The 22,657-nt window shown below is 70.9% G+C and carries 20 protein-coding genes; 8 read left to right on the top strand and 12 right to left on the bottom strand.

The window, feature by feature from the left end; translation table 11 throughout:
* Positions 1–52: 52 nt before the first annotated feature.
* Positions 53–1,432: an APC family permease gene (locus tag ACYSUO_RS12555; protein WP_461776144.1), complete on the bottom strand. Its 1,380-nt coding sequence runs from the start codon at positions 1,430–1,432 to the stop codon at positions 53–55.
* 83 nt (positions 1,433–1,515) lie between these two features.
* On the opposite strand from ACYSUO_RS12555, the gene ACYSUO_RS12560 reads away from it, so the two are divergent.
* Positions 1,516–2,532 (top strand): 4-hydroxy-3-methylbut-2-enyl diphosphate reductase, encoded by a 1,017-nt coding sequence (locus tag ACYSUO_RS12560; RefSeq protein ID WP_461776145.1) that lies wholly within the window; start codon positions 1,516–1,518, stop codon positions 2,530–2,532.
* Between the two features lie 29 nt (positions 2,533–2,561).
* Entirely contained in the window at positions 2,562–3,311 is a 750-nt protein-coding gene (ppgK, locus tag ACYSUO_RS12565) for a polyphosphate--glucose phosphotransferase (protein WP_461776146.1), read from the top strand.
* Between the two features lie 50 nt (positions 3,312–3,361).
* Here the strand turns inward: ppgK and ACYSUO_RS12570 are convergent, their stop codons facing one another.
* On the bottom strand, positions 3,362–3,991 hold the full coding sequence (locus tag ACYSUO_RS12570; protein ID WP_461776147.1) for a DUF6542 domain-containing protein: 630 nt from the start codon (positions 3,989–3,991) through the stop codon (positions 3,362–3,364).
* Positions 3,992–4,150: 159 nt separating this feature from the next.
* On the opposite strand from ACYSUO_RS12570, the gene ychF reads away from it, so the two are divergent.
* The 3 genes from ychF (at position 4,151) to ACYSUO_RS12585 (ending at position 6,897) form a co-directional block, all read left to right on the top strand.
* Positions 4,151–5,239 (top strand): redox-regulated ATPase YchF, encoded by a 1,089-nt coding sequence (ychF, locus tag ACYSUO_RS12575; protein ID WP_461776148.1) that lies wholly within the window; start codon positions 4,151–4,153, stop codon positions 5,237–5,239.
* 93 nt (positions 5,240–5,332) lie between these two features.
* Positions 5,333–6,412 carry an NAD(P)H-dependent amine dehydrogenase family protein gene (locus ACYSUO_RS12580; protein WP_461776149.1) on the top strand — a complete coding sequence of 360 codons (1,080 nt, stop codon included), beginning with the start codon at positions 5,333–5,335 and terminating at the stop codon, positions 6,410–6,412.
* 5 nt (positions 6,413–6,417) lie between these two features.
* Positions 6,418–6,897, top strand: a complete 480-nt coding sequence (locus ACYSUO_RS12585) for a carboxymuconolactone decarboxylase family protein (RefSeq protein ID WP_461776259.1) — start codon at positions 6,418–6,420, stop codon at positions 6,895–6,897.
* Positions 6,898–6,938: 41 nt separating this feature from the next.
* On the opposite strand, the gene ACYSUO_RS12590 is transcribed toward ACYSUO_RS12585, so the two are convergent.
* The 4 genes from ACYSUO_RS12590 to ACYSUO_RS12605 form a co-directional block, all read right to left on the bottom strand.
* Positions 6,939–8,591: a GMC oxidoreductase gene (locus tag ACYSUO_RS12590; RefSeq protein ID WP_461776150.1), complete on the bottom strand. Its 1,653-nt coding sequence runs from the start codon at positions 8,589–8,591 to the stop codon at positions 6,939–6,941.
* Positions 8,592–8,706: 115 nt separating this feature from the next.
* On the bottom strand, positions 8,707–10,200 hold the full coding sequence (locus ACYSUO_RS12595) for an APC family permease (RefSeq protein ID WP_461776151.1): 1,494 nt from the start codon (positions 10,198–10,200) through the stop codon (positions 8,707–8,709).
* A gap of 118 nt (positions 10,201–10,318) precedes the next feature.
* On the bottom strand, positions 10,319–11,683 hold the full coding sequence (locus tag ACYSUO_RS12600; RefSeq protein WP_461776152.1) for an aminotransferase family protein: 1,365 nt from the start codon (positions 11,681–11,683) through the stop codon (positions 10,319–10,321).
* A 17-nt stretch (positions 11,684–11,700) separates the two neighbouring features.
* A complete protein-coding gene (locus tag ACYSUO_RS12605) occupies positions 11,701–13,173 on the bottom strand; it encodes an aldehyde dehydrogenase (RefSeq protein ID WP_461776153.1) in 1,473 nt (490 codons plus the stop codon).
* Positions 13,174–13,374: 201 nt separating this feature from the next.
* Between ACYSUO_RS12605 and ACYSUO_RS12610 the strand changes: the two genes are divergently transcribed.
* On the top strand, positions 13,375–13,986 hold the full coding sequence (locus tag ACYSUO_RS12610; RefSeq protein ID WP_461776154.1) for a TetR/AcrR family transcriptional regulator: 612 nt from the start codon (positions 13,375–13,377) through the stop codon (positions 13,984–13,986).
* Positions 13,987–13,998: 12 nt separating this feature from the next.
* Here ACYSUO_RS12610 and ACYSUO_RS12615 read toward each other — a convergent pair whose 3' ends face one another.
* The 6 genes from ACYSUO_RS12615 to ACYSUO_RS12640 are packed head-to-tail and all read right to left on the bottom strand — an operon-like array spanning position 13,999 to position 19,882.
* Positions 13,999–14,916, bottom strand: coding sequence for a LysR substrate-binding domain-containing protein (locus ACYSUO_RS12615; RefSeq protein ID WP_461776155.1), 918 nt, complete (start codon positions 14,914–14,916; stop codon positions 13,999–14,001).
* Positions 14,917–14,958: 42 nt separating this feature from the next.
* Complete coding sequence (locus tag ACYSUO_RS12620; protein ID WP_461776156.1) at positions 14,959–16,329, bottom strand: MFS transporter; 1,371 nt, start codon at positions 16,327–16,329, stop codon at positions 14,959–14,961.
* Positions 16,326–17,471, bottom strand: a complete 1,146-nt coding sequence (locus ACYSUO_RS12625; RefSeq protein ID WP_461776157.1) for a M20 family metallopeptidase — start codon at positions 17,469–17,471, stop codon at positions 16,326–16,328. The genes ACYSUO_RS12620 and ACYSUO_RS12625 overlap by 4 nt, the downstream gene beginning before the upstream one ends.
* Entirely contained in the window at positions 17,468–18,145 is a 678-nt protein-coding gene (locus ACYSUO_RS12630) for a DUF1028 domain-containing protein (RefSeq protein ID WP_461776158.1), read from the bottom strand. Before ACYSUO_RS12630 ends, ACYSUO_RS12625 begins: the two co-directional genes overlap by 4 nt.
* Positions 18,142–18,606, bottom strand: coding sequence for a RidA family protein (locus ACYSUO_RS12635; RefSeq protein WP_461776159.1), 465 nt, complete (start codon positions 18,604–18,606; stop codon positions 18,142–18,144). The genes ACYSUO_RS12630 and ACYSUO_RS12635 overlap by 4 nt, the downstream gene beginning before the upstream one ends.
* A gap of 13 nt (positions 18,607–18,619) precedes the next feature.
* On the bottom strand, positions 18,620–19,882 hold the full coding sequence (locus tag ACYSUO_RS12640) for a flavin-containing monooxygenase (RefSeq protein ID WP_461776160.1): 1,263 nt from the start codon (positions 19,880–19,882) through the stop codon (positions 18,620–18,622).
* Positions 19,883–20,050: 168 nt separating this feature from the next.
* Here ACYSUO_RS12640 and ACYSUO_RS12645 point away from each other — a divergent pair, with 168 nt between their 5' ends.
* Together ACYSUO_RS12645 and ACYSUO_RS12650 are read left to right on the top strand one after the other, a co-directional pair.
* The gene (locus ACYSUO_RS12645; RefSeq protein ID WP_461776161.1) at positions 20,051–21,064 is read left to right on the top strand and encodes an Lrp/AsnC family transcriptional regulator; all 1,014 of its coding nucleotides are present in this window, start codon (positions 20,051–20,053) and stop codon (positions 21,062–21,064) included.
* 123 nt (positions 21,065–21,187) lie between these two features.
* Positions 21,188–22,621, top strand: coding sequence for an amidase (locus ACYSUO_RS12650; protein ID WP_461776162.1), 1,434 nt, complete (start codon positions 21,188–21,190; stop codon positions 22,619–22,621).
* Positions 22,622–22,657 lie beyond the last annotated feature (36 nt).

Consider the following 22,657-nt stretch of genomic DNA (forward strand, 5'->3'; position numbering starts at 1 on the left):
CGCAGGTGGTCCCGGGTACCGGTGCCCCGTGCGGCTGAGACTGCCGACGGTCTCAGCCCGCCGTGCCGCCGTCCGCCTGTGGCACGGCCGGCTCCCGGCCCCGCTGCACCGCGAGCACCACGAGGCCGATGACCAGCCAGATCGCGCCGACCACCTGCGCCGTCCTCGACGCCTCCACGATCACCGCGACGGTGATCGCCGCGCCGACGACCGGAATCAGGATGTGGCGCCACCAGCTCACCTCGCCGCCACGGCGGCGTACCGCGAAATACCCCACCACGCTCGCGTGCAGCAGCGTGAAGGCCGTCAGGGCGCCGATGTCGACGACCGAGACCAGGTGGTCCATGCCGTCGTCCCGGCTGGCCGCCCACACCGCCGCGACGAGCGTGATCACCGCGGCGAGCAGCAGCGCCACCCGCGGCACCCCGGAGTACGTCCGCGAGAGCGCCTTCGGCAGCCGCCGGTCGCGGGCCATCGCGAAGAGCAGCCGCCCGGCCGCCGCCTGCCCCGCGAGCGCCGCGAACGCCGCGCCGATCGCCTTGCTCACCGCCACCAGGTCGTGCAGCCACGAGCCCACGGACGCGTCCACGGCGTCGTAGAAGGCGCTGCCCTGCTTTCCGGGGTCGGCGGCGAGCTGCGCCGACGTCGTGGGTTCGAGCAGCGCGACCAAGTAGGTCTGCGCGACGAACAGCACACCCGTGAAGACGAGGCAGAACAGCACCGCACGCGCGACCTTCGCCGAGCCCCCGGTGACCTCCTCCGCGAACGACGCGATGGCGTCGAAGCCCAGGTACGACAGGACCGCAACGGACACCGCGCCGATCACCGCCGACAGCGCGAACGCGCCCTGCGTGCCGTCGCCCGTCAGCGGGGACAGCCAGTCGCGCTGCGGCCCGTCCGTGGCCAGCACCACGACCGCCGAGACCACGAAGACCAGCAGGACCACGATCTCCAGCGCCAGGACCGCGAACCCGACCCGCGCCGCCGCCCGCACACCCCACAGGTTGAGCAGCGTCGTGATCACCACCGCGAGCGCCGTCCACACCCACTGGGAGACCGAGGGGACGAGCGAGTTCATCGCGATGCCGGCGAAGAGATACGCGACCGCGGGGATCAGTACGTAGTCGAGCATCGCCATCCAGCCCGCGATGAACCCCGGGCCCTTTCCGAGACCCGCGCGCGCGTAGGCGAAGACCGAGCCCGCCTGCGGGGCCACCTGCACCATCTGTGCGTAGCTGAATGCGGTGAACGCCATCGCGATCGTCGCGACGATGTAGACGAGGGCGACCGCACCGTGCGATTTCGCGTCCAGGGTGCCGAAGACGCCGACGGGCGCCATGGGGGCGATGAAGAGGAGCCCGTAGACCACGAGGTCCCGGAAGCCGAGACTGCGCCGCAGGGCGGTCTCTTCTTGTGTGATGTCGGCGGACATGGTGCCTCCGTAGCTCTCGTGCAGCGCGCAGAACCCAGTCTCCCCACCTGGACGATCTTTGGCGCCCTGGGGTCGCCCTTACGATGGGGGGCATGACTGCAACGCCTGGCTCCCGCCGCGTCCTGCTCGCCGCCCCCCGGGGTTACTGCGCCGGTGTGGACCGTGCCGTGATCGCCGTCGAGAAGGCCCTCGAGCAGTTCGGGGCGCCCATCTATGTCCGCCACGAGATCGTGCACAACAAGTACGTCGTGCAGACCCTGGAGAGGAAGGGCGCCATCTTCGTCGAGCAGACGGAGGAGGTCCCCGAGGGCTCCATCGTGATGTTCTCGGCGCACGGTGTCGCACCGACCGTCCACGAAGAGGCCGAGCGCGGCAAGCTCGCCACCATCGACGCCACCTGCCCCCTGGTGACCAAGGTCCACAAGGAGGCGATCCGCTACGCCAAGGACGACTTCGACATCCTCCTGATCGGGCACGAGGGCCACGAGGAGGTCATCGGCACGTCCGGCGAGGCCCCCGAGCACATCACGCTCGTCGACGGCCCCGAGGACGTCGCCAAGGTCGAGGTCCGCGACCCGGAGAAGGTCGTCTGGCTCTCCCAGACCACGCTCTCCGTCGACGAGACGATGGAGACCGTCGACGCCCTCAAGGGCAAGTTCCCGGGACTGATCTCGCCGCCCAGCGACGACATCTGCTACGCCACCCAGAACCGTCAGCTCGCCGTGAAGCAGATGGGCGCCGAGTCCGACCTCGTCATCGTCGTCGGCTCGCGCAACTCCTCGAACTCCGTGCGTCTCGTCGAGGTCGCCAAGCTGGCCGGTGCCAAGGACGCCCACCTCGTGGACTACGCCTCCGAGATCGACGAGTCCTGGCTGGACGGCGTCACGACCGTCGGCGTCACCTCCGGTGCCTCGGTCCCGGACGTCCTCGTCGAGGAGGTCCTGGAGTACCTGAAGCAGCGCGACTACGCGGACGTGGAGATCGTGAAGGCGGCCGAGGAGTCGATCACGTTCTCGCTGCCCAAGGAGCTCCGCCGCGACCTGCGCGCGGAGGCCCGGTCGCTGGTCGGCGAAGCCGGAGAATCCGCTTCCAAGGAGTGACTGTCGGTCTCCCGTCGTAACGTGGAGTCATGCAGATCTTCGGTGTGGACATCGGCGGATCCGGGATCAAGGGCGCCCCGGTCGACCTGGAGCGCGGCGATCTCGCCCAGGAGCGCCACAAGGTGCTGACCCCGCACCCGGCCACGCCCGAGGGCGTGGCCGACGGGGTCAAGCAGGTCATCGACCACTTCGCCGACGTGCGGCCCGACCGGGTGGGCATCACGTTCCCCGGCGTCGTCACCGGCGGCGCCACGGTGCGCACGGCGGCGAACGTCGACAAGAGCTGGGTCGACGTGGACGCGCGGGCCCTGCTGAGCGAGAAGCTCGGCGGGCTCCCGGTCACGGTGCTCAACGACGCGGACGCCGCGGGCGTCGCCGAGATGCACTTCGGCGCGGGCCGCGGCCGCAAGGGCACCGTGCTGCTGCTCACCTTCGGTACGGGCATCGGGAGCGCCCTGTTCACCGACGGCGTCCTCGTGCCGAACACGGAACTGGGCCACCTGGAGCTGAACGGGCACGACGCGGAGAAGCACGCCTCCACGAAGGCGCGCGAGGACCACGACCTCAGCTGGGAGCACTGGGCGCACCGCGTGCAGAAGTATCTGGCGCACGTGGAGATGCTCGTCTCGCCAGAGCTGTTCATCATCGGCGGCGGGATCAGCCGCAAGGCGCACAAGTTCCTGCCGCTGATCAAGGGCATCAAGGCGGAGATCGTCCCGGCCGAGCTGCAGAACAACGCGGGGATCGTGGGAGCGGCGATGACGGCGTCGCGCGCGTAGCGCCCCGCTCTACGGGAGTCGACCACACGTAGTCGGCTACACGGAGCCGGCTACGCGGTACGGCGGCGCGGTCCCGGCGCCTGGGAAGCGGACTGGGACGAGGACTGCGCGCCGGACGGCTGCCGGCCACCGGCCCTGCGCACCGCGGCCCGCCGGGCCATGAGCCGCACCTTCCGTACGGTCACGAGCACACCGGTGATGAGCGTCCCGCCGTACAGCCAGATCGCGTTCATGGCGAGCGTCGTCGCGAGCCCCATGAACTGCTGCCCGAAGCCACCCGTGCCCTCGGAGATCGGCGCGATGCCGACGGCGAACGCGATCGGCACCACGACCGGCGCCGTCACCAGGTCCGCGCCCCGCACCCACACCGCCGTGAGCCCGCTGACGAGCAGGAACAGCACTCCGTAGACGGCCGCGGCGCCCCCGAACAGCAGCCGGTCGAGGAACCCGACGACCAGCATCGCGGCGATGCAGAACAGACCGCTGCCCCGCCCCGTGAGCCGTGGGTTCGGGAAGCGGAGGGGGCGGCGCCCGGGAGCCGGACCCCCACGGGCGGCGCGGTACACGGTGGCGGACTCACCGGACGGCACGGCGCCGTCCTGGCCGCCCTGCGCCTGCGGCGGCAGCGGGGCCGTGCGGCGGGGCCTGGCCTGCGGGGGACGCGTCCTGGGTTGCTCCACAAGCCCAACATAGATGCGCTTATGTGCCCAATAGGCCAAGGGACACGCACTTTGGCCGAGCTTGACCGCGCTTGGCGGAAGTCGGCCGGGTCGGGCGAGGCCGTAGACTGGTGGATCGCCCTGCCCCACACCACCACATCACGTACGGGAAGTCGCAACGTGTCGCTCACGATCGGAATCGTCGGTCTGCCGAATGTCGGCAAGTCGACCCTGTTCAACGCCCTGACCAAGAACGACGTGCTCGCGGCCAACTACCCGTTCGCCACGATCGAGCCGAACGTCGGCGTGGTCGGCGTCCCGGACGCCCGCCTCACGAAGCTGGCGGAGATCTTCTCCTCCCAGAAGGTGCTCCCGGCCACGGTCGACTTCGTCGACATCGCGGGCATCGTGCGCGGCGCCTCCGAGGGTGAGGGCCTGGGCAACAAGTTCCTGGCGAACATCCGCGAGTCCGACGCGATCTGCCAGGTCATCCGCGCCTTCCAGGACGAGAACGTCGTGCACGTGGACGGCAAGGTCGAGCCGAAGAGCGACATCGAGACGATCAACACCGAGCTGATCCTCGCCGACCTCCAGACCATCGAGAAGGTCCTCCCGCGCCTCCAGAAGGAGTCGCGCATCAAGAAGGACATCGCTCCGAAGGTCAAGGCGGTCGAGGCGGCCAAGGAGATCCTGGAGAAGGGCGAGACGCTGTTCTCGGCGGGCATCGTCCAGGGCTCGGGCAACGAGGAGCTCCTCCACGACCTGCACCTCCTCACCACCAAGCCCTTCCTCTACGTCTTCAACGTCGACGAGGACGAGCTGACGGACGAGGCGTTCAAGGAGGAGCAGCGCGCCCTCGTCGCCCCGGCCGAGGCGATCTTCCTGAACGCCAAGCTGGAGGCGGACCTCGCCGAGCTCGACGAGGAGGAGGCCCTCGAACTCCTCCAGTCCGTCGGCCAGGAGGAGCCGGGCCTCGCCACGCTCGCCACGGTCGGCTTCAACACCCTCGGCCTCCAGACCTACCTGACGGCAGGCCCCAAGGAGTCCCGCGCCTGGACCATCAAGAAGGGCGCCACGGCCCCCGAGGCGGCCGGTGTCATCCACACCGACTTCCAAAAGGGCTTCATCAAGGCCGAGGTCATCTCCTTCGCCGATCTGGTCGAAACGGGCTCGGTCGCCGACGCCCGCGCCGCCGGCAAGGCGCGCATGGAGGGCAAGGACTACGTGATGCAGGACGGCGACGTGGTGGAGTTCCGCTTCAACGTGTAGTGGCTGACGTATCGGCATGTCACTGGTCCGGTGAGCAAATCTCGCCGGTCATGGCTCTATGAACTGATACGTCCTCTGGTTACCCTCCGGCGCATGATTCCGACGGTTGTCTGGGGTACCGGAAATGTCGGCCGCGCGGCCATCCGTGCCGTCGCGGCCCATCCGGGGCTGAAGCTCACGGCAGTGCTCGTCCACGCCCCCGACAAGGTCGGCCGCGACGCGGCCGAACTCGCCGGGCTCGAGCGGGATCTGGGGGTCCCGGCGACCGACGACATCGACGCGGTCCTCGGCGCATCGCCGCGGGCCGTGGTGTACGCGGCCTCCGGCGACCTCCGCCCCGACGACGCCCTCGCCGACATCGCGAGGGCGGTCCGGGCCGGCGCCGTGGTCGTCACCCCCGCGCTGTACGCCCTCTACGACCAGCGCAACGCCCCGCCCGAACTGCGGGATCCGGTCCTCGCCGCCATCGCGGACGGCGGCGGCTCGCTGTTCGTGTCCGGTGTCGATCCCGGCTGGGGCAACGACGTACTGCCGCTCCTCGTCAGCGGACTCGGCAGCACCGTCGACGCGATCCGCTGCCAGGAGATCTTCGACTACTCCACGTACGACCAGGAGGATTCCGTACGCCACCTGATCGGCATGGGGCACCCCATGGGCTATGAGCCGCTGATGCTCGCTCAGACCGTCCCGACCATGGTGTGGGGCGGTCAGATCCGGCTGATGGCCAGGGCCCTGGGCGTCGAACTCGACGACATCCGCGAGACGTTGGAGCGCCGCGCGCTCGACACCTCGGTGAGCACGCGGACGATGGGCGACTTCGAGGCGGGCACCCAGGGCGCGGTGCGGTTCGAGGTGCAGGGCATCGTCGACGGCGAACCCCGCATCGTCATCGAGCACGTCACCCGCATCCACCCGTCCTGCGCCCCGGACTGGCCGACACCGCCCGACGGCGCGGGTGCCCACCGGGTGATCATCGAGGGCCGCCCGCGCATCGAGGTCACGGTCGAGGCCACCGACGAGGGCGAGAACCGGTCGGCGGGCGGCAACGCCACCGCGGTCGGCCGCCTGGTCGGCGCCATCGACTGGCTCGTGGCCGCGGAACCCGGACTCTACGACGCGCTCGACGTCCCGCTGCGCCCCGCGACCGGCAAGCTCGGAAGGAGCAAGCAATGAGCGCGATGAACATAGACATTCCCGAGGGGCAGGAGCCGATCGGGTACGTGTGGGGCGACATGGTCCCCGGGATCGGCACGGCCGCCGCGAACTTCTCCCTCGCGGTGTACGAGCACACGACCCTGGGCCTGCGGGAGTTCGAGGCCGCGCGGCTGCGCATCGCGCAGATCAACGGGTGCCTCTTCTGCCTCGACTGGCGGACCGAACGCGAGGGCCAGAAGGTCGAGGAGGAGTTCGCCGACGCGGTGACCCAGTGGCGCACCACCGACGCCTTCGACGACCGCACACGTCTTGCCGCCGAGTACGCCGAGCGGTACGCCCTGGATCACCATGGCCTCGACGAGGAGTTCTGGACGCGGATGACCGCGCACTACAGCCAGCGCGAGATCGTGGAGCTGAGCATGAGCATCGGTTCCTGGCTGGCGTTCGGCCGGCTCAACCATGTGCTCGGCCTCGACGCGGTGTGCGTACTCCCCGGTCATTGAACTGCCCAGTCATTGAACTGCCCGGTTATTGAGGGGAGTTGCTACAGATCAGTGGCGATGATCTTCTCAATGTTCCGCTCGGCGAGCGCCGTGATGGTGACGAACGGGTTGACGCTCACGTTGCCGGGGATCAGCGAGCCGTCGATGACGTACAGGCCCGGATGGCCGTGCAGACGGCCGTAGTTGTCGGTGGCCTTGTTCAGGACGGCGCCGCCGAGCGGGTGGTAGGTGAGGTGGTCGCCCCAGATCTTGTACGTGCCGAACAGATCGGTGCGGTAGATCGTCCCCTCCTTTGAGTTGATCTTGTCGAAGATGGTCTTGGCGGCGTCGATGGACGGCTGCTTCCATGCCGTCTGCCAGTTCAGCTCCACCTTGTTCGCGGCGGCGTTCCAGGTGAACGCGGCACGGTTCGGGTTCTTGGTGATCGAGAGGTAGAACGAGGCGTAGGTCTCGATCCCGGTGGGCAGCGGCGCGACCTCGGCGAACGCTCCACCGGCCGCCCAGTTGTCGATGCCGCCCGTGGGGATGGCCGACTGGACCGAGCCGGTCGCGTCCCACATGTGGTTGGCGCGGCCGCACATGACGTTGCCGTTGTCGCCCCAGCCCTTGCCGATCTCCCCGTTCAGCCCGGGCAGTGCGCCGGTGGCCTTCAGTTTGACCAGGAGCTTGCTGGTGCCGACGCTGCCGGCGGCGAAGAACACCCTGTCCGCGGTCACGGTCTTGGTGGCCGTAGTGGTGCCGCTGGTGTCGAGCTGCTCGATGACGACGGTGTAGCCGCCGCCGGACGCGGGGGAGACCGTGGTGACCTTGTGCAGCGGGGAGATGGTGACCCTGCCGGTGGCGGTGGCCTTCGCGATGTAGGTCTTCTGGAGGGACTTCTTGCCGTAGTTGTTGCCGTAGAGGATCTCGCCGGAGACCGCCGACTTGGGGGCCGTGCCCGCCGCCTCCTGCTTCATGTAGTCCCAGTCGTAGACGCCGGGCACGAAGACGTACGGGAAGCCGGAACGCTGGGCGTGCTTACGGCCGACCCGGGAGTACTGGTAGCAGTCGACGCTGTCGAACCAGGCGGGGTCGATGGTGCTGACGCCGAGACCGGCGTTGGCGCGCGGGTAGTACGTCGAGTACATCTCGTCGGCGTCGACCGACGGGAGGACGGCGCCGAAGTTCTCGCGCTTGGGTGTGACCGCCATGCCGCCGTTGACCAGTGAGCCACCGCCGACGCCCCGGCCCTGGTAGACGATGATCCCGCCCATCTCCTCGGCGTCGAGGATCCCGGTGTAGCGGGGGATGTTCCGGTCGATCGGGAAGCCGAGGAAGTTGCTCAGGGGCTGTTTCGTCTTGGTGCGCAGCCAGTAGGAACGGCCGTCGGGTGAGGTCGTGTGGGCGAAGATCTTGCCGTCGGAGCCGGGGGTGTCCCAGGCCATGCCCATCTCGATCATGTGGACGTCGACGCCCGCCTGGGCGAGGCGCAGGGCGGCGACGGAGCCGCCGTACCCGGTGCCGATCACCAGGACGGGGACACGGGCCCCGTCGCCGATGACGGCGGCCGCCGCGGCCGGGGCGGCGGCCTGTGCCTGGCTCGCGGCGAGCTGACTCGCGAGCGTGGCGACGCCGACCATGGCACCGGTTCCGGCGATGAATCTTCGACGTGTGACGCCCTCCTGGGCGGTAGGGCGCACGGGTGTGTCACTCATATGCCGTTCCTCACTCTCGTACGAATGAGAACGAGTTCTACTGCTACTGGCTCATTAAGTCACTGCATACCTAGAAGTAACTTCTGTCCGATCTTGTACCCGTACGGCTCCTGGCTCACGGCCGTCGCTCGGAGCGGCGCGCCGCCGCGAGGCCCGCCGTGCCCACCAGGAGCAGCACCACGATCGTGCCCAGCGTGAACGTCTCGAACGTGGCGCGGGAGACGCCCCACACGTCCATGAAGTCGTAGTCGAGGCCGAAGACGGACTCCAGGACGCCGGGGAACAGGGCGGACCAGGAGCCGACCAGGATCCAGGCGTAGACGAGGGCCGCGCAGGCCATGAAGCCCCGGTTGCCGAACGGGACTTGGTAGGGGCGGGGGACCTCCGGGCGGCGCACGCGCAGGACCACCAGGGCGGGGACGACCAGGAGGTAGGAGAGGAGGAGTGTCGTCACCGCCACCGTCAGGACCACGCCGAAGATCGCGCCCGTGTCGCCCTTCACCAGTTGCATCGCCGCGAGCATGAACACCGTGGCCACCGCGCCGGAGAGCAGGTTCGTGCGGACCGGGGTGCCGAGCTTCGGGTGGAAGGCGCCCAGTGCGCGGCTGAAGAAGCCGCCGTCGGCCGCCGCCATCGCCTGCATGCGGTCGCTGACGATCATCCACGCGCTGCCCTGCGTGAGGAGGGCGAAGACGAACATCACCGCCGTGACGGTGAGGAGGGGGCCTGCCGCCGGGCCGTAGACGCCGAAGACCAGGCGGACGCCCTCCATGAAGCCGCCGATGCCGGTGACCTTGTTCGAGGGGACGACCGCGAGGAGCGCGAGGATCGGGAGGAGGTAGCAGGCCGCCGCGATCGTCGCCGAGCGGCCCAGCGCCGCGGGGACGTCGCGCTGCGGGTCGTGCATCTCCTCGCCCGCCGCGTTCGGCGCCTCGAACCCGACGTAGGCGAAGAGAAGGATCGGGACGAGGGCGAGGAAGCCGGCTGTCGTGGGGGCGAAGTGGGCGGTCGCCAGGCCCTGGAAGCCGTGTTCCGCCCCGTACAGGATCGCGGTGATCGTGAAGAGTGCCAGCGACAGGACCTTGACCGCCGCGCCCGCCGTCGTGATCCACTTGCCGCGGCTGAGCGAGACGATCGCCGTGAGGATCGCGACCCACACGAAGAGCAGCTTGAACGTGTAGTCGGCGAACGTGCCCGAGCCCAGGTGGAAGACGAAGCCGTCCCAGGTCTCGGCGGCCAGGAAGACCAGTGAACCGCCCAGCCAGATCGGGTTCGTGACCCAGTAGAAGAGCGTGGTGAGCGCCGCCGCCGGGCGGCCGAGGGCCAGTTTCACCCAGACGTACGGGCCGCCCTCCTGCGGGAATGCGGCGCCGGTCTCCGCGAACAGCAGGGCGTAGGGGAGCAGGAAGAACAGGGCGATGGCGGCGGTCCAGGTGGCCGCCTCGCCGCCGCCGGTGGCGATCTGGCCGATGGTGTCGAAGGAGATCACCGCGGCGACGGCCATCGCCGTGATGTCGAAGCGCTTCAGGCTGCGCTTCAGGTTCGAGTTCGGGTCCGACGTGGTGTCGTGCGGCTTCTGTGGCGCTGCGGAGGGGCTGTTCGTGGGCACGGGCATGTCCTAAGGCGGGAGTCGGGGACTGCGAGCTGAGGCGTGCGGGTGTGCGGGGTGCGGGCGTGACCACGTGCGGGCCGGGGCCCGGCGGTGTCCACCGCCGGGCCCCGTACTGTCACGCCTCCCGGATCTCTCCGGAGGCGTCCGTGCGCTCCAGTACGCCGCGCAGCGCCGACGCCACCTCCTTGGTCTCGGTCTCCGTCATGATCAGCGGCGGGGACAGGACCAGGCTGTGCGCGGAGTCGCGGACGATGACGCCGGTCTCGCGGCGGATCACGTCGTGCGGCATCCGGTCGGGGTGCAGGGGGAGCGGGGCGCGGGTGGCGCGGTCCGCGACCAGTTCCACCGCGAGCATCATGCCGACCGAGCGGATCTCGCCGACGATCGGCAAGTCGCCCAGCTGGGACTGGAGTTCGGCGTGCAGCGTGGCGCCGATCGTCTTCGCCCGGCCCAGCAGGCCCTCCTTCTCGATGACGTCGAGGTTGGCGAGCGCGACGGCGGTCGCGACCGGATGGCCGTTGTACGTGTAGCCCATCGGGAAGCCGTGATCCCGGAGCAGCACCTCGGCGACGTTGTCCGCGACCATCAGCGCGCCCAGCGGTACGTAGCCGGAGGTGATGCCCTTGGCCGTGACGATGATGTCGGGCGTGACGCCGAAGTGCTGGGCGGCGAACCACTCGCCCACGCGGCCGTACGCCGTCACCACCTCGTCGAAGATGAGCAGGATGCCGTGGCGGTCCAGGACCTCGCGCACGCGCGGCCAGTAGTCGGCCGGCGGGACCAGCATGCCGCCGACGCCCATGATGGGCTCGCCGATCATCGCCGCGATGTTCTTCGCGCCGATCTCCGCGATGCGCTCCTCCAGTTCGCGGATCAGGAAGTCCGTGGGGTCCTGGCCCGCGTACAGGTCCGTGCGGTACGGCCAGGGCGGCGTCAGGTGCGAGACGTGCGGCATCATCGGGGCGAAGCCCTCGTGGTACAGCGGGAATCCGGTGGCCGAGCCGCCGCCGTAGCCGATGCCGTGGTACGCCTTGTCGCGCGCCAGGATCCAGGTGCGGTCGGTGTCGCCGCGGCGGTGGTGGTAGTAGCGGGCCATCTTGATGGCCGCCTCGTTGCCCTCCGAACCGCCGGACGTGAAGTAGACGTGGTTCAGCGGGTCCGGTGCCAACTCGGCCAGGCGCGCGGCGAGTTCGATGGCGCGGTCGTTGGAGAACTCCCAGAAGCTCGTGAAGTACTCGAGCTTCTTCATCTGCTCGTGGGCGACGTCCGCCAGGTCCTCGCGGCCGTGGCCGACCTGGGCCAGCCACAGGCCGCCGGTGGCGTCGAGGTAGCTCCGCCCCTCGGAGTCGGTCAGGCGGCAGCCCGACCCCTCGGTCATCACGACGCGCTCGGTGGCGCTGCCCGGCAGGTAGGGGTGGATGATGTGCGCCCGGTCGAGGGCGGCGAGCTGGTCTGCGGTCCGGTCTGCGGTGCGGCTCATGGTGTGGTCAAGCCCTTTCAGTTGTACGCGATCCACGTGGTCTTCAGGCCCGTGTACTTGTCGAAGGAGTGCAGGGAGAGGTCGCGGCCGTGGCCCGACTGCTTGAAGCCGCCGAAGGGGGTGAGCGGGCTGAGCGCGTCGACGGTGTTGACCGAGACGGTGCCCGCGGTCAGGGCCTCGGCGACGCGGTGGGCGCGGCCGATGTCCCGCGTCCACACGGAGGCGGCCAGGCCGTACGCGGAGTCGTTGGCGAGGCGGACCGCCTCCGCCTCGTCGCGGAACGGCAGGACCACGAGGACCGGGCCGAACAACTCCTCGCGTACGAGCGGGGATTCGGGGGTCAGGCCGGTGACGACCGTCGGGTCCAGGTACGCGCCCTCGCGGTCGGGCCGGGTGCCGCCGCAGGCGAGCGTGCCGCCCGCGGCGTGTACCGCGGCGAGCACCCGCTCCACCTGCGCCGCGTCGACCAGCGGGCCGATCCGGGTCGCGGGGTCGAGCGGGTCGCCGGGGACCCAGGCGCGGGCGTGCTCGGCGACGCGGGCGGTGAACTCCTCGGCGATCGAGGCCTCCACCAGGAGTCGGGTGTTGGAGGAGCAGACCTGTCCGGCGTTGTACGCGAAGCCCCACGCGGCGCGTTCCGCCGCGGCCTCCAGGTCGGCGTCGGCGAAGACCATGTTGGGGCTCTTGCCGCCGGCCTCGGGCCACACCTGCTTCATGTTCGACTCGGCGGAGTAGCCGAGGAACTTCCTGGCCACGGCGGTGGAGCCGGTGAAGACGAGGGTGTCGACGTCGGGGTGCAGGCCGAGCGCGCGGCCCGTCACCCCGCCGGGGCCGGGAACGACGTTCAGGACTCCGTCGGGAAGCCCGGCCTCCGTGGCGAGTTCGGCGAGGCGGAGCGCGGAGAGCGGCGACTGCTCGGCGGGCTTGAGCACGACGCTGTTGCCGGCCGCGAGTGCGGGTGCCAGCTTCCAACTCGCTATGTCCAGCGGGAAGTTCCACGGCACCACCGCGCCGACCACGCCCAGCGGGGCGCGCCTCACCAGGGCGAGATTGCCGGGCGGGGCGGGGGCCACCTCGTCGTACAGCTTGTCGATCGCCTCGGCGTACCAGGCGAAGACGCCGGCGGCGCCGGGCACGTCGGTGCCGTACGACTCGGCGATCGGCTTGCCCATGTCGAGGGTGTCGCAGAGGGCGAGTTCCTCGCCGTTGGCCTCGATCAGGCGGGCCAACTCCAGGAGGACGCGCTTGCGTTCGGCCGGGTCGGCGCGCGACCAGCGGCCGTCCTCGAAGGAGGCGCGGGCGGCGGCCACGGCCCGGTCGACGTCGGCGGCCGAGGCGACCGCGACGTCGGCGACGGTCTTGCCGGTGGCCGGATCGACGGTGGGGAGCCACTCCCCGTCCGAGGGGTCGGTCCACGCTCCGTCGATGTAGAGGCGGGTGCGGGGTGCGAACTCGGCGGCGCGCTGCCGCCAGTGCGAGTGCGTCGTCATGCGGTGACCTTCGATTGCGTACGGCACGGGGCGTACGGGAGCGGTCTGTGCGAGATCTATGACCTGTGCGGGATCTGCGATCTGTGCGAGATCGGCGACGAGATCTTTGAAGTTGGATTCAAACAATGCGTCAGCGGCCCGTCAATGGGTTCCGCGCGATCGGCTTGATTTCCTTGAACTCGGTAACAGAGAATTAACCGCATGGGTAAACCGGGGAGACCGAAGAACCAGACCGCGCGGCGCGAGGCGCTCGTGGACGCGGCGGGGCGGGCCATCACGGAGCGGGGCCTCGAAGGGCTGCGGATCAAGGACATCGCGGCGGAGGCCGGCATGTCCGCGGGCTCGGTCCTCTACTACTACCCGGAGCTGGGCGAGCTGGTCCTGGAGGTGCACCGGGGTGCGGTCGAGCGCTTCCTGGCCGCGCGGCACGAGGTCACCGACGAGGTCGCCGACCCGGTGGCACGGCTGCGCGCGCTGATTGCCTCCGGGCTGCCCTCCGCCCCCGACGACGCGACGCACGGGCTGCTCTTCGAGTTGCACCGGCGGGCCGACCGCAGCCCCGGACACGCCGAGCTGATGGCGTCACTGTTCGCCAGTGAGGTGGGTCTGTACGTCACCGTGCTCGAAGTGGGCGCCGCGACGGGGGTGTTCACGCTTGCGGGGCCCGTGGGTGACCTGGCCAGGAACCTGGTCGCGCTGGAGGACGGCTACGGGCTGCACATCGTGAGCCGCAACGCCGGGCTGACGCGGGCCGAGGCGCAGCGGCTGATCCGGGTCCACGCGCGGGCGGTCACGGGGTGCGCCGACCTGTGACGCCTCGACGCCTCACGTGGCGTCGGCGCTGTCCCGCAGTACGTCCATCACCGCGCGTGCCCGCGCGCTCTGCGTCATGCCGCCGAGCGAGGCGATCCTGACCTCCAACGGGCGCCCGGCGTCCCGGAGTTCGAGTTCCGCGATCTCGCCCCCGCCGTAGGTCAGGCCGGTCGCGGGGCGCTGGTTGAGCACGGAGTAGCCGAGGCCCCGGGCCACCATGGAGCGCACGGTCTCGTAGCTGCGGGTGCGGTAGCGGACGTCGGGGGCGGTGCCGGTGGCGGCGACGAGGGAGCGGAAGTAGTCGCGGCTGTGCGGGAGGTCGAGGAGGACGAGCGGCTCGGCGGACAGGTCGGCGAGGGAGACGCTGCCCCGGCCGGCGAGGGGGTGGTCGGCCGCGACGATGACGTAGGCCGGGGCGCGGGCGATCGTCTCGCTGCGCAGCTCCGGCTCGGTCGACAGGCCCAGGTCGTACGTGAGGGCGAAGTCGATGCGGCCCGTCGTCAGGGCCTCGACGAGCTCGTCGGCCTCCGCCTCCACCACGTCGATCTCGATGCCCGGGTGGCGGCGCGTGCACTCGCTGAACAGGCGCGGCAGATAGTACGGCGCGAGCGTCACGAAACAGCCGACGGTCACGGGCCCCGACAGCTCCGCGCCGTCCCCGCGCGCCTCCCGCTCGACCTCGCGCGCGCGGGCGAGGAGGTCACGGCCCTGCGCCCGCAGCCGCTCCCCGGCGGGGGTCAGGGTCAGGCCCCGGCCCCTGCGGCGGATGAACAGCTGCACCTGGAGGTCGCGCTCCAGGTTGTGGATGGCGGCGGACACGGCGGACTGCGCGATGTGCAGCTCCGCGGACGCCTCCGTCATCGAGCCGCGTTCGGCCGCGACCAGGAAGTAGCGCAGCTGAACGAGCGTGAAACCCAACGGAGACGTCATGCGAGACCTCGTGCCAGATGAACCGGGTGCGTGCGCCCGACTCTAAGCCGCGCTCTCCTCCTGTACGGAGGTCGACTCCTGTACGGAGGCCGACTCCCGTACGTCCTCGGGGTGCAGCAGCGCGGAGCCCGCCGTCTCCTTCAGGGACAGCGCCGCGACCAGGCCGCCCACGGCGAACACCATCAGGTACGGGCCCGGCACCAGCGTGCTCCCGGTCGCCGAGATGAGCAGCGTCATCAGGTACGGCACGGTGCCCGCGAACAGCGCCGCCGTCACGTTGTACGAGATGGACAGGCCGCTCTGCCGGGTGCGCGTGGGGAAGACCTCCGCCGACCACACCGCGTACGTGCCGAGGATCGCCGCCAGGATCGCGCCGAGCGCGAGCCCGCCGATCCAGGTCCCGGCCATCCCGGTCCGCATCAGCCAGAACGCCGGGGTGGAGACGACCAGGAGGGCCGCCGTCGCCCCGATGAACACCGGCTTGCGCCCCACCCGGTCGGACAGCGCGCCGAACAGCGGCACGAGCACGAGGCCGAGCAGCGAGATCACGGTGGACAGCAGGGCCGCGCTGTCGGCGGAGTGGCCGAGGTGGTCGGTCTCGTACGTGACCAGGTAGGTGAGGACCGCGTAGAACGGCACGTGCATGGCCGCCATCAGGCCCGCCGCCTGGAGCAGTTGGCGCTTGTGGGTGCGCAGCAGCTCGCGGGCGGGGCTGCGCGGGACCGTGTCGTTCGCTTCGAGCGCCCGGTACTCCGGGGTGTCCTCGATCTTGTTGCGGATGATCACGCCGATGACGCCGAGCGGCGCCGCGATCAGGAACGGGATCCGCCAGCCCCAGGAGGTGAGCTGCGCCTCGTCGAGCCCCGAGGACAGCAGCAGGAAGACGAACGAGCCGGCCAGGAAGCCGAGCAGCGAGCCGACCTCCAGCCAGCTCACGCCGAAACCGCGGCGGCGGCGCGGCGCGCTCTCGGCGAGGAAGCTGGCCGCGCTGCCGAACTCGCCGCCCGCCGCGAACCCCTGGACCAGCCGGAGCACCACCAGGAGGATCGGCGCCGCGATGCCGATCGAGTCGTAGCCGGGGAGCAGCCCGATCGCCAGGGTCGCGCCGGACATCATGAAGATGACCAGGGACAGCGTCCGCTTGCGGCCGATCTTGTCGCCGAGCGGCCCGAAGACGAGGGCGCCGATCGGCCGGACGCCGAACGAGACCGCGAAGACGCCGAACACGGCGAGCAGCCCGGTCGTGCTGTCGTCGGCGGGGAAGAACACGGTCGCGACGGTGCCCGCGAGATACGCGTACGCCGCCCAGTCGAACCAGTGCACGAAGACGCCGACGGCCCCGGCCGCGACGCTTCTGCGCAGCGTCGCGACATCGGTGGGCACGTCGGTTCCGGACTGCTCGGTCACGGTCATGTCGTCGCCTCCTCGGATGGTCCGGCGCGGTCCACGCCCGTCCACGCCAGCGCGACCGCCGCGTCGAGCAGCGCCCGCTCGGCGGCGGAGCCCACGCAGTACGCGGCGAACTCGTGCTGGTGGTTGGTGGCGGGCAGGGAGCCGATGCCGATGTAGGGGTGGATGGCGGGCACCACCTGCGACACGTTGCCCATGTCGGTGGAGGCGCGGTTCATGCGCGCGGCCTGTCCCGGCGGCGCGAACTCCCGCCCGAGGGCGAGGGCGTTGGCGCGGTAGTGCGCGAGCGCGGTCTCGTCCGCGCGGAACTCCGCGTACGGCTTGCTCTCCGGTTCGATCTCCAGCTCGCAGCCCGTCGCGAGGGCGCCCGCCTCGAAGGCCCGCATGACGCGCGGCTCCAACTCGGCGAGTTCGGCGAGGGTTTCGGCGCGCACGTACCAGCGGCCCGAGGCGCGCTCCGGGATCGCGTTCGGGGCGTCCCCGGCGTGTGTCACGACGCCGTGCACCCGCGTGGAGGACGGGAGTTGCTGGCGCAGCAGGCCGATGGCGACCTGGGCCACGGTGAAGGCGTCGGCCGCGTTGACCCCGGCCTCCGGGTAGGCGGCGGCGTGCGCCGACTTCCCGGTGTACGCGACCTTGGAGTGGCTGACCGCGAACGGCTGCGCCTCGGCGACGTCGACCGGCGCCGGGTGCGCCATCATCGCGAGGTCGACCCCGGCGAAGGCGCCCCGGTCGAGCAGCTCGATCTTGCCGCCGCCGCCCTCCTCGGCCGGGGTGCCGTAGACCTCCACGGTGAACCCCAGGTCGTCGGCTACGGCGGCGAGGCCCAGGGCGGCGCCGATGGAGGAGGCCGCGATCAGGTTGTGCCCGCACGCGTGGCCGAGGCCGGGCAGCGCGTCGTACTCGGCGCACAGCGCGATCCGCCGCGGCCCGCTGCCGAACGAGGCGTGGAACGCGGTGTCCAGGCCCAGATACTTCGACGTGACGTCGAATCCGGCCCGGTCGAGCAGCTCCGGCACGGCGGCGGCCGCCCGGTGCTCGTCCCAGGCGGTCTCCGGGTCGGCGTGCAACTGCTCGGACAGGGCGATCAGTTGACCGGCGTGCCGGTCGACCTCCTTGCGGGCGGCGTCCTTGAGGGCACTCATCGTTCGTCCCCCGGAACGCCGTACGAGGGTGAGCTCGCCGGGTCGAGGCCGCGCGTCACGTAGTCGTCGCGCTGTGGCAGCCAGACGTCGAGGAGTTCGCCGAGCCGGTCGATCGGGTCGTCCGCCCAGTCGATGCGCAGGTCGGTGACCCGCCAGCCGACGTCGGCGACGACCGCCAGACCCGCCGAGTGCACCGGGCCTTCCTCGCCGCCCGCCGCGACGGCGGCCTTCATAGCGGCGATCAGCCGCTCCTCCAGCTCGCCGGTGGCTTCCTGATACGCCTCCAGGAGCACGCCGGGGATGTGCTTGCCGGAGAGCATGTTCCCCGCCGCGACGGCGCCGTCGGCGGTGGCGCTCGCATACGTGCCGAGGGTGTGCGGGCCGCTGTACGCGAAGCCGGGTCCTGTGCGCCCGAGGGCGGTCAACTGCCGGTAGGCGATGGTCTTTTCGTTGCGCGGGTCGCCCGTGACCTCGGCCAGGGCGCGCTCCGCGTCACCGTGTTCGGCGAGGGCGTCGAGCAGGCTCGTGCCGAGCGTCGGGTCGGTGATGTTCTGCGAGCTCGCCGCGCCGACGCCGGGCCGCAGATGGGCGATGCGGGCGGCGACCGCGGGGCTCGACGAGCTGCCCGCGATGCCGAACCGCTCACCGTCGCGTACGACAAGGGAGAACGTCATGCCCGCGCCTCCTTCGAGTCCTGCGCGTCCTTGGGGATCACCGCGACGGCGTCGATCTCGCACAGCCACTCCGGGCGCGCCAGCGCCGAGACGACGATGCCGGTGGAGATGGGGTGGACGCCCTTGGTCCAGCGGCCGACCGTGCGGTACACGGCCTCCCGGTAGCGCGGGTCGATCAGGTAGATCGTCAGCTTGACCAGGTGTTCCATCCGGCTGCCCGACTCCTCGAGCAGCATCTTGATGTTCGCCATGGCCCGCTCGGCCTGCGCCTCCGCGTCACCGACGCCGACGTTCTCACTGGTGTCGAGGTCCTGGCCGATCTGGCCGCGGACGTACACCGTGTCTCCGGCGACGACGGCCTGGCAGAGGTCGTTGTCGAGGTTCTGCTCGGGGTAGGTGTCGCGGGTGTTGAACGGCCGGATCCGGGTGTGCCCGCCGGCCACGATCGGGGCGTTGGCCATGGTGCTCTGCTCCTCAGTCCTGGTGCTGCGGTTCGGGGTACGAGAGGTATCCGCGCCGGGTCGTGATGTGGTCGGCGACGTACTTGGCGTCGTGCCAGACACCCCAGATGAAGCTGGACCCGCGCCGGGACAGCCAGGGCAGGCCCAGGAAGTAGACGCCGGGCTCGGTGGAGACCCCGCGGCGCTGGTCGGGGCGGCCGTTCTCGTCGTACGCGTCGACGTCGAGCCAGCTGTAGTCGGCGGCGAAGCCCGTGGCCCAGACGATCGACGTGACACCGGCAGCGGCCAGGTCGAGCGCGAGGCGCGGGTTCGTCACGCACTCCGGGTCGGGGCCGAGGACGTGGGCCCCGGGCTCCTCGGGGAGGTCGAGCCCGTTGCGCTCGGTGTACGCGTCGGCCGCCCGCAGCAGCTCCAGGTACTTCTCGTCGCCGAGCGCGATGTTCTCGGCGAGGTCGGGCGCGAAGCTCAGCAGCCCGTCCTCGTACGCGGAGGTCATGCCGAGGAGTTCGATGCCGGTGCCGGCCAGCTCGCGGAAGTCCACGGAGTGGCCGCCGCGCGCCCCGCTGACCGCGATGGTCACGTGGGCGGCGCCCTGCGGCGGCGTCGTCAGGTCCCACAGGCCGAGCACCCCGAGCCACCAGCAGAAGTCACGCCCGCGGTACTGCCGCGGCGGCCGGTCGTGCGGCCCCACGGACAGGAAGACCTCGCGGCCCGAGCGGCGCAGTTCGTCGGCGATCTGCACGCCCGAGGAACCCGCACCGACCACCAGCACCGCGCCCTCGGGCAGTTGCTCCGGGTTGCGGTACTCGCTGGAGTGGATCTGCGTGCCGACCGCGCCCTCCGGCACGATGGGCGGGATCACGGGCCGCTGGAAGGGCCCGGTCGCGGCCACCACGAACCCCGCGTCGATGGTGCCCTCGGACGTCTCGACCCGGAAGCCGGGGCGCCCCTCGTGCTTGCGCACCTTGGACACCTCGACGCCGCACCGCACGGGGGCGTCGATCTTCTCGGCGTAGCGCTCGAAGTACTCCGCGACCTGCTCCTTCGTCGCGAAGGCGTCGGGGCCGACGTCGGGGAACTCCAGGTTCGGGAACCGGTCGTGCCAGGCGGGCCCGTTCGCGACGAGCGAGTCCCAGCGCTGGGTGCGCCATCGCTCGGCGATCCGGTCCCGCTCCAGGACGATGTGCGCGATGCCCAGGTTCCCCAGGTGCTCGCTCATCGCGATACCGGCCTGACCTGCACCTACGACGACAACGTCCGTTTCTTCATTGGGCATTGAAGCCTCCACTTGAGCGGTAGTTGGTCCATCGCTGGTTCCGCGGCACCGCACGGCACATCCTTCGCCGCCCCCTCAACCCTGTCCAACAGATGTTTCCGGGGTGAGTGATCTGTTTTTCAGATGCGGGACCGTGTGTCTCCATCGGCCAGCGCCTACGCTCGACGCGTGACGACCCAGCCGAATCCCACGCCGCCCGCCCCTCTCGACGGGCTCGACCGCCGTATCGTCGCCGCCCTGCAGATCGACGGCCGGGCCTCCTGGCGGCGGATCGCCGATGTGCTGGGGGAGCCGGAGCGGAAGGTGGCGCGGCGCGGGCACCGGCTCGTGGAGAGCGGGGACGTCGCGGTGCGCGGGCTCGTCGTGCGGGGCGAGACCGTGATCCTGCGGATGAACTGCCGGCTGGGATCCGTGCGGGAGGCTGCCCTCGCCACGGCCCGGCGGCCCGACGTCGTCTTCTCGTACGTACTCGCGGGCGTCGCCGACTGCGTGGCGGAACTGCAGTGCCCGCCAGGCCAGTTGGGTCGGCTGATGCTGGACGAGGTGCCCGCCCTTCCGGGGCTCGTGCAGCAGCAGGTCTCGCCCGTGCTGCGCTACTTCCGCACCGTGCACGAGTGGTCGCCGGGCATCCTCGACGAAGCCGAGGTCGAGGCGCTCGGTGGCGGCGAGCGGCCGGACGACCGGGTGGGCCTCGACGACGTCGAGCTCGCGCCCGACGAGGAGGCCATCCTGCGCGCCCTCGCCGCGGACGGGCGCTGCACCAACGACGAACTCGCCGCCGTCGCCGGGGTCTCGGTGGCCACGGCCAGGCGCCGGGTCGACGCGCTGAGCCGCGCCGGGCTCGTCAGCATCCGCGCGGTCGTGGAGCCCGCGCTGCTCGGACTGCCCGTGCAGGCGCTGCTGTGGATCAGGACCCGGCCCGGCGAGGTCGAGGAGGTGGGCCGGCTGCTCGTCGAGTCGCCGCTGGTGCGGTACGCGGCCGTGGTCATGGGGGAGCACCAGCTGCTCGTCGACGTGACGCAGCCGTCGAAGGAGGCGCTGCACACCTTCCTGACGGAAGCGGCGTGGGTGCGCAGGGCCGAGTCCGTGCAGTCCCACCTCGTGGTCGAGGCCTGGAAGCGCAGCGGCGTGTCCACCGTGTCCACGCTTCGAGCCTCGCAGGACGAGGTTTCAACGATGTGACCGTAAATGCCAGTTCCGTAAATCTGACGTCCGAAAAGTTCATCCAGTACAAGCCATTGACTTAAAAGGTCAGCTCGCCGCAGTGTGAGGGCGCACACAGTCGCCTCCTGCCCGAGGACGGTCATGCCCGTACGCCCCACCGATTCCGACTCCCTCTGTGGGCTCGACGCCGTCGAGCTCGCCGGACTCGTCCGCCGCCGCGAACTGTCGGCGCGCGAGCTCGTCTCCGCCCACCTCGACCGCATCGAGCGCGTGAACCCGGCGCTCAACGCCATCGTCACGCTCGACGTGGAAGGCGCCCTGGCGGCGGCCGGACAGGCGGACGAACTGGCGGCGTCCGGAGCCGAGTTGGGGCCGCTGCACGGGCTGCCCATCGCCTTCAAGGACACCCACCTCACCCGCGGCATGCGCACCACGCACGGCTCGCCGCTCTTCGCCGAGCACGTGCCCGACGAGGACGAACTCCTCGTCGAGCGCGTCCAGTCGGCCGGCGCGATCCGCATCGGGAAGACCAACGTCCCCGAGTTCGCGGCCGGTTCGCACACCTTCAACCCGGTCTTCGGCGCGACCCGGAACCCGTACGACCGGTCGCGCTCGGCCGGCGGCAGCAGTGGTGGCGCCGCCGCCGCGCTCGCCGCCCGGCTCACCCCGATCGCCGACGGCAGCGACATGGGCGGCTCGCTGCGCAACCCGGCCTCGTTCTGCAACGTCGTGGGCCTGCGCACCACGCCGGGGCGCGTGCCCTCACTGCCCACGAACGACCTGTGGGAGACGCTCGGCGTCGCAGGCCCCATGGGCCGCACCGTCGCCGACGTCGCCCTCCTCCTCTCGGCGATGGCGGGCCCGGACCCCCGCTGCCCGCAGTCCCTGGAGACCCCCGGATCCGTCTTCCGCGCCCCGCTGGAGCGCGACCTGAAGGGGCTGCGGGTCGCGTACGCCCCCGACCTCGGCGGCCGCGTCCACGTCGTCCCCGAGGTCCGCGAGCTCGTCGCCAAGCAGGTCAAGGTGTTCGAGGCGGCCGGCGCGCACGTCGTCGAGGACTGCCCGGACCTGGACGGCGCCGAGGACGTCTTCCGCACCCTGCGGGCGCAGGCCTTCCGCACCGGGCTCGGCCCGCTCCTGGAGTCCTCCCGCGAGCAGCTCAAGCCCAGCCTGATCTGGAACATCGAGGAGGGCATCAGGCTCACCTCGGCCGACCTCGCCCGCGCCCGCACCGAGCACACCCGCATCCACCTCGCGGCCGCCGGGTTCTTCGAGCGCTACGACGTGCTGATCGCCCCGGTCAGCCAGGTCCTGCCGTTCGACGTCGACATGGAGTACCCGACCGTCATCGACGGGCAGCCGCAGCACAGCTACCTCGACTGGATGCGCTCCGCGTATCTGCTCACCGTCCTGGGCGCACCCGCCCTCTCCGTCCCGGCCGGCTTCACGGATGCGGGACTTCCGGTCGGCCTGCAGATCGTGGGCCCGCCGCGCGCCGAACGCGACGTCCTCGAGATCGGCGCCGCCTACGAGGCGGCCACCGGCCACGGACGCCGCGCGCCCCACCTCTCATAGCGACTCACAGAGCGTCCTGACGCTCAACTCCCCTCC

This window comes from Streptomyces sp. UC4497 (assembly GCF_054871485.1).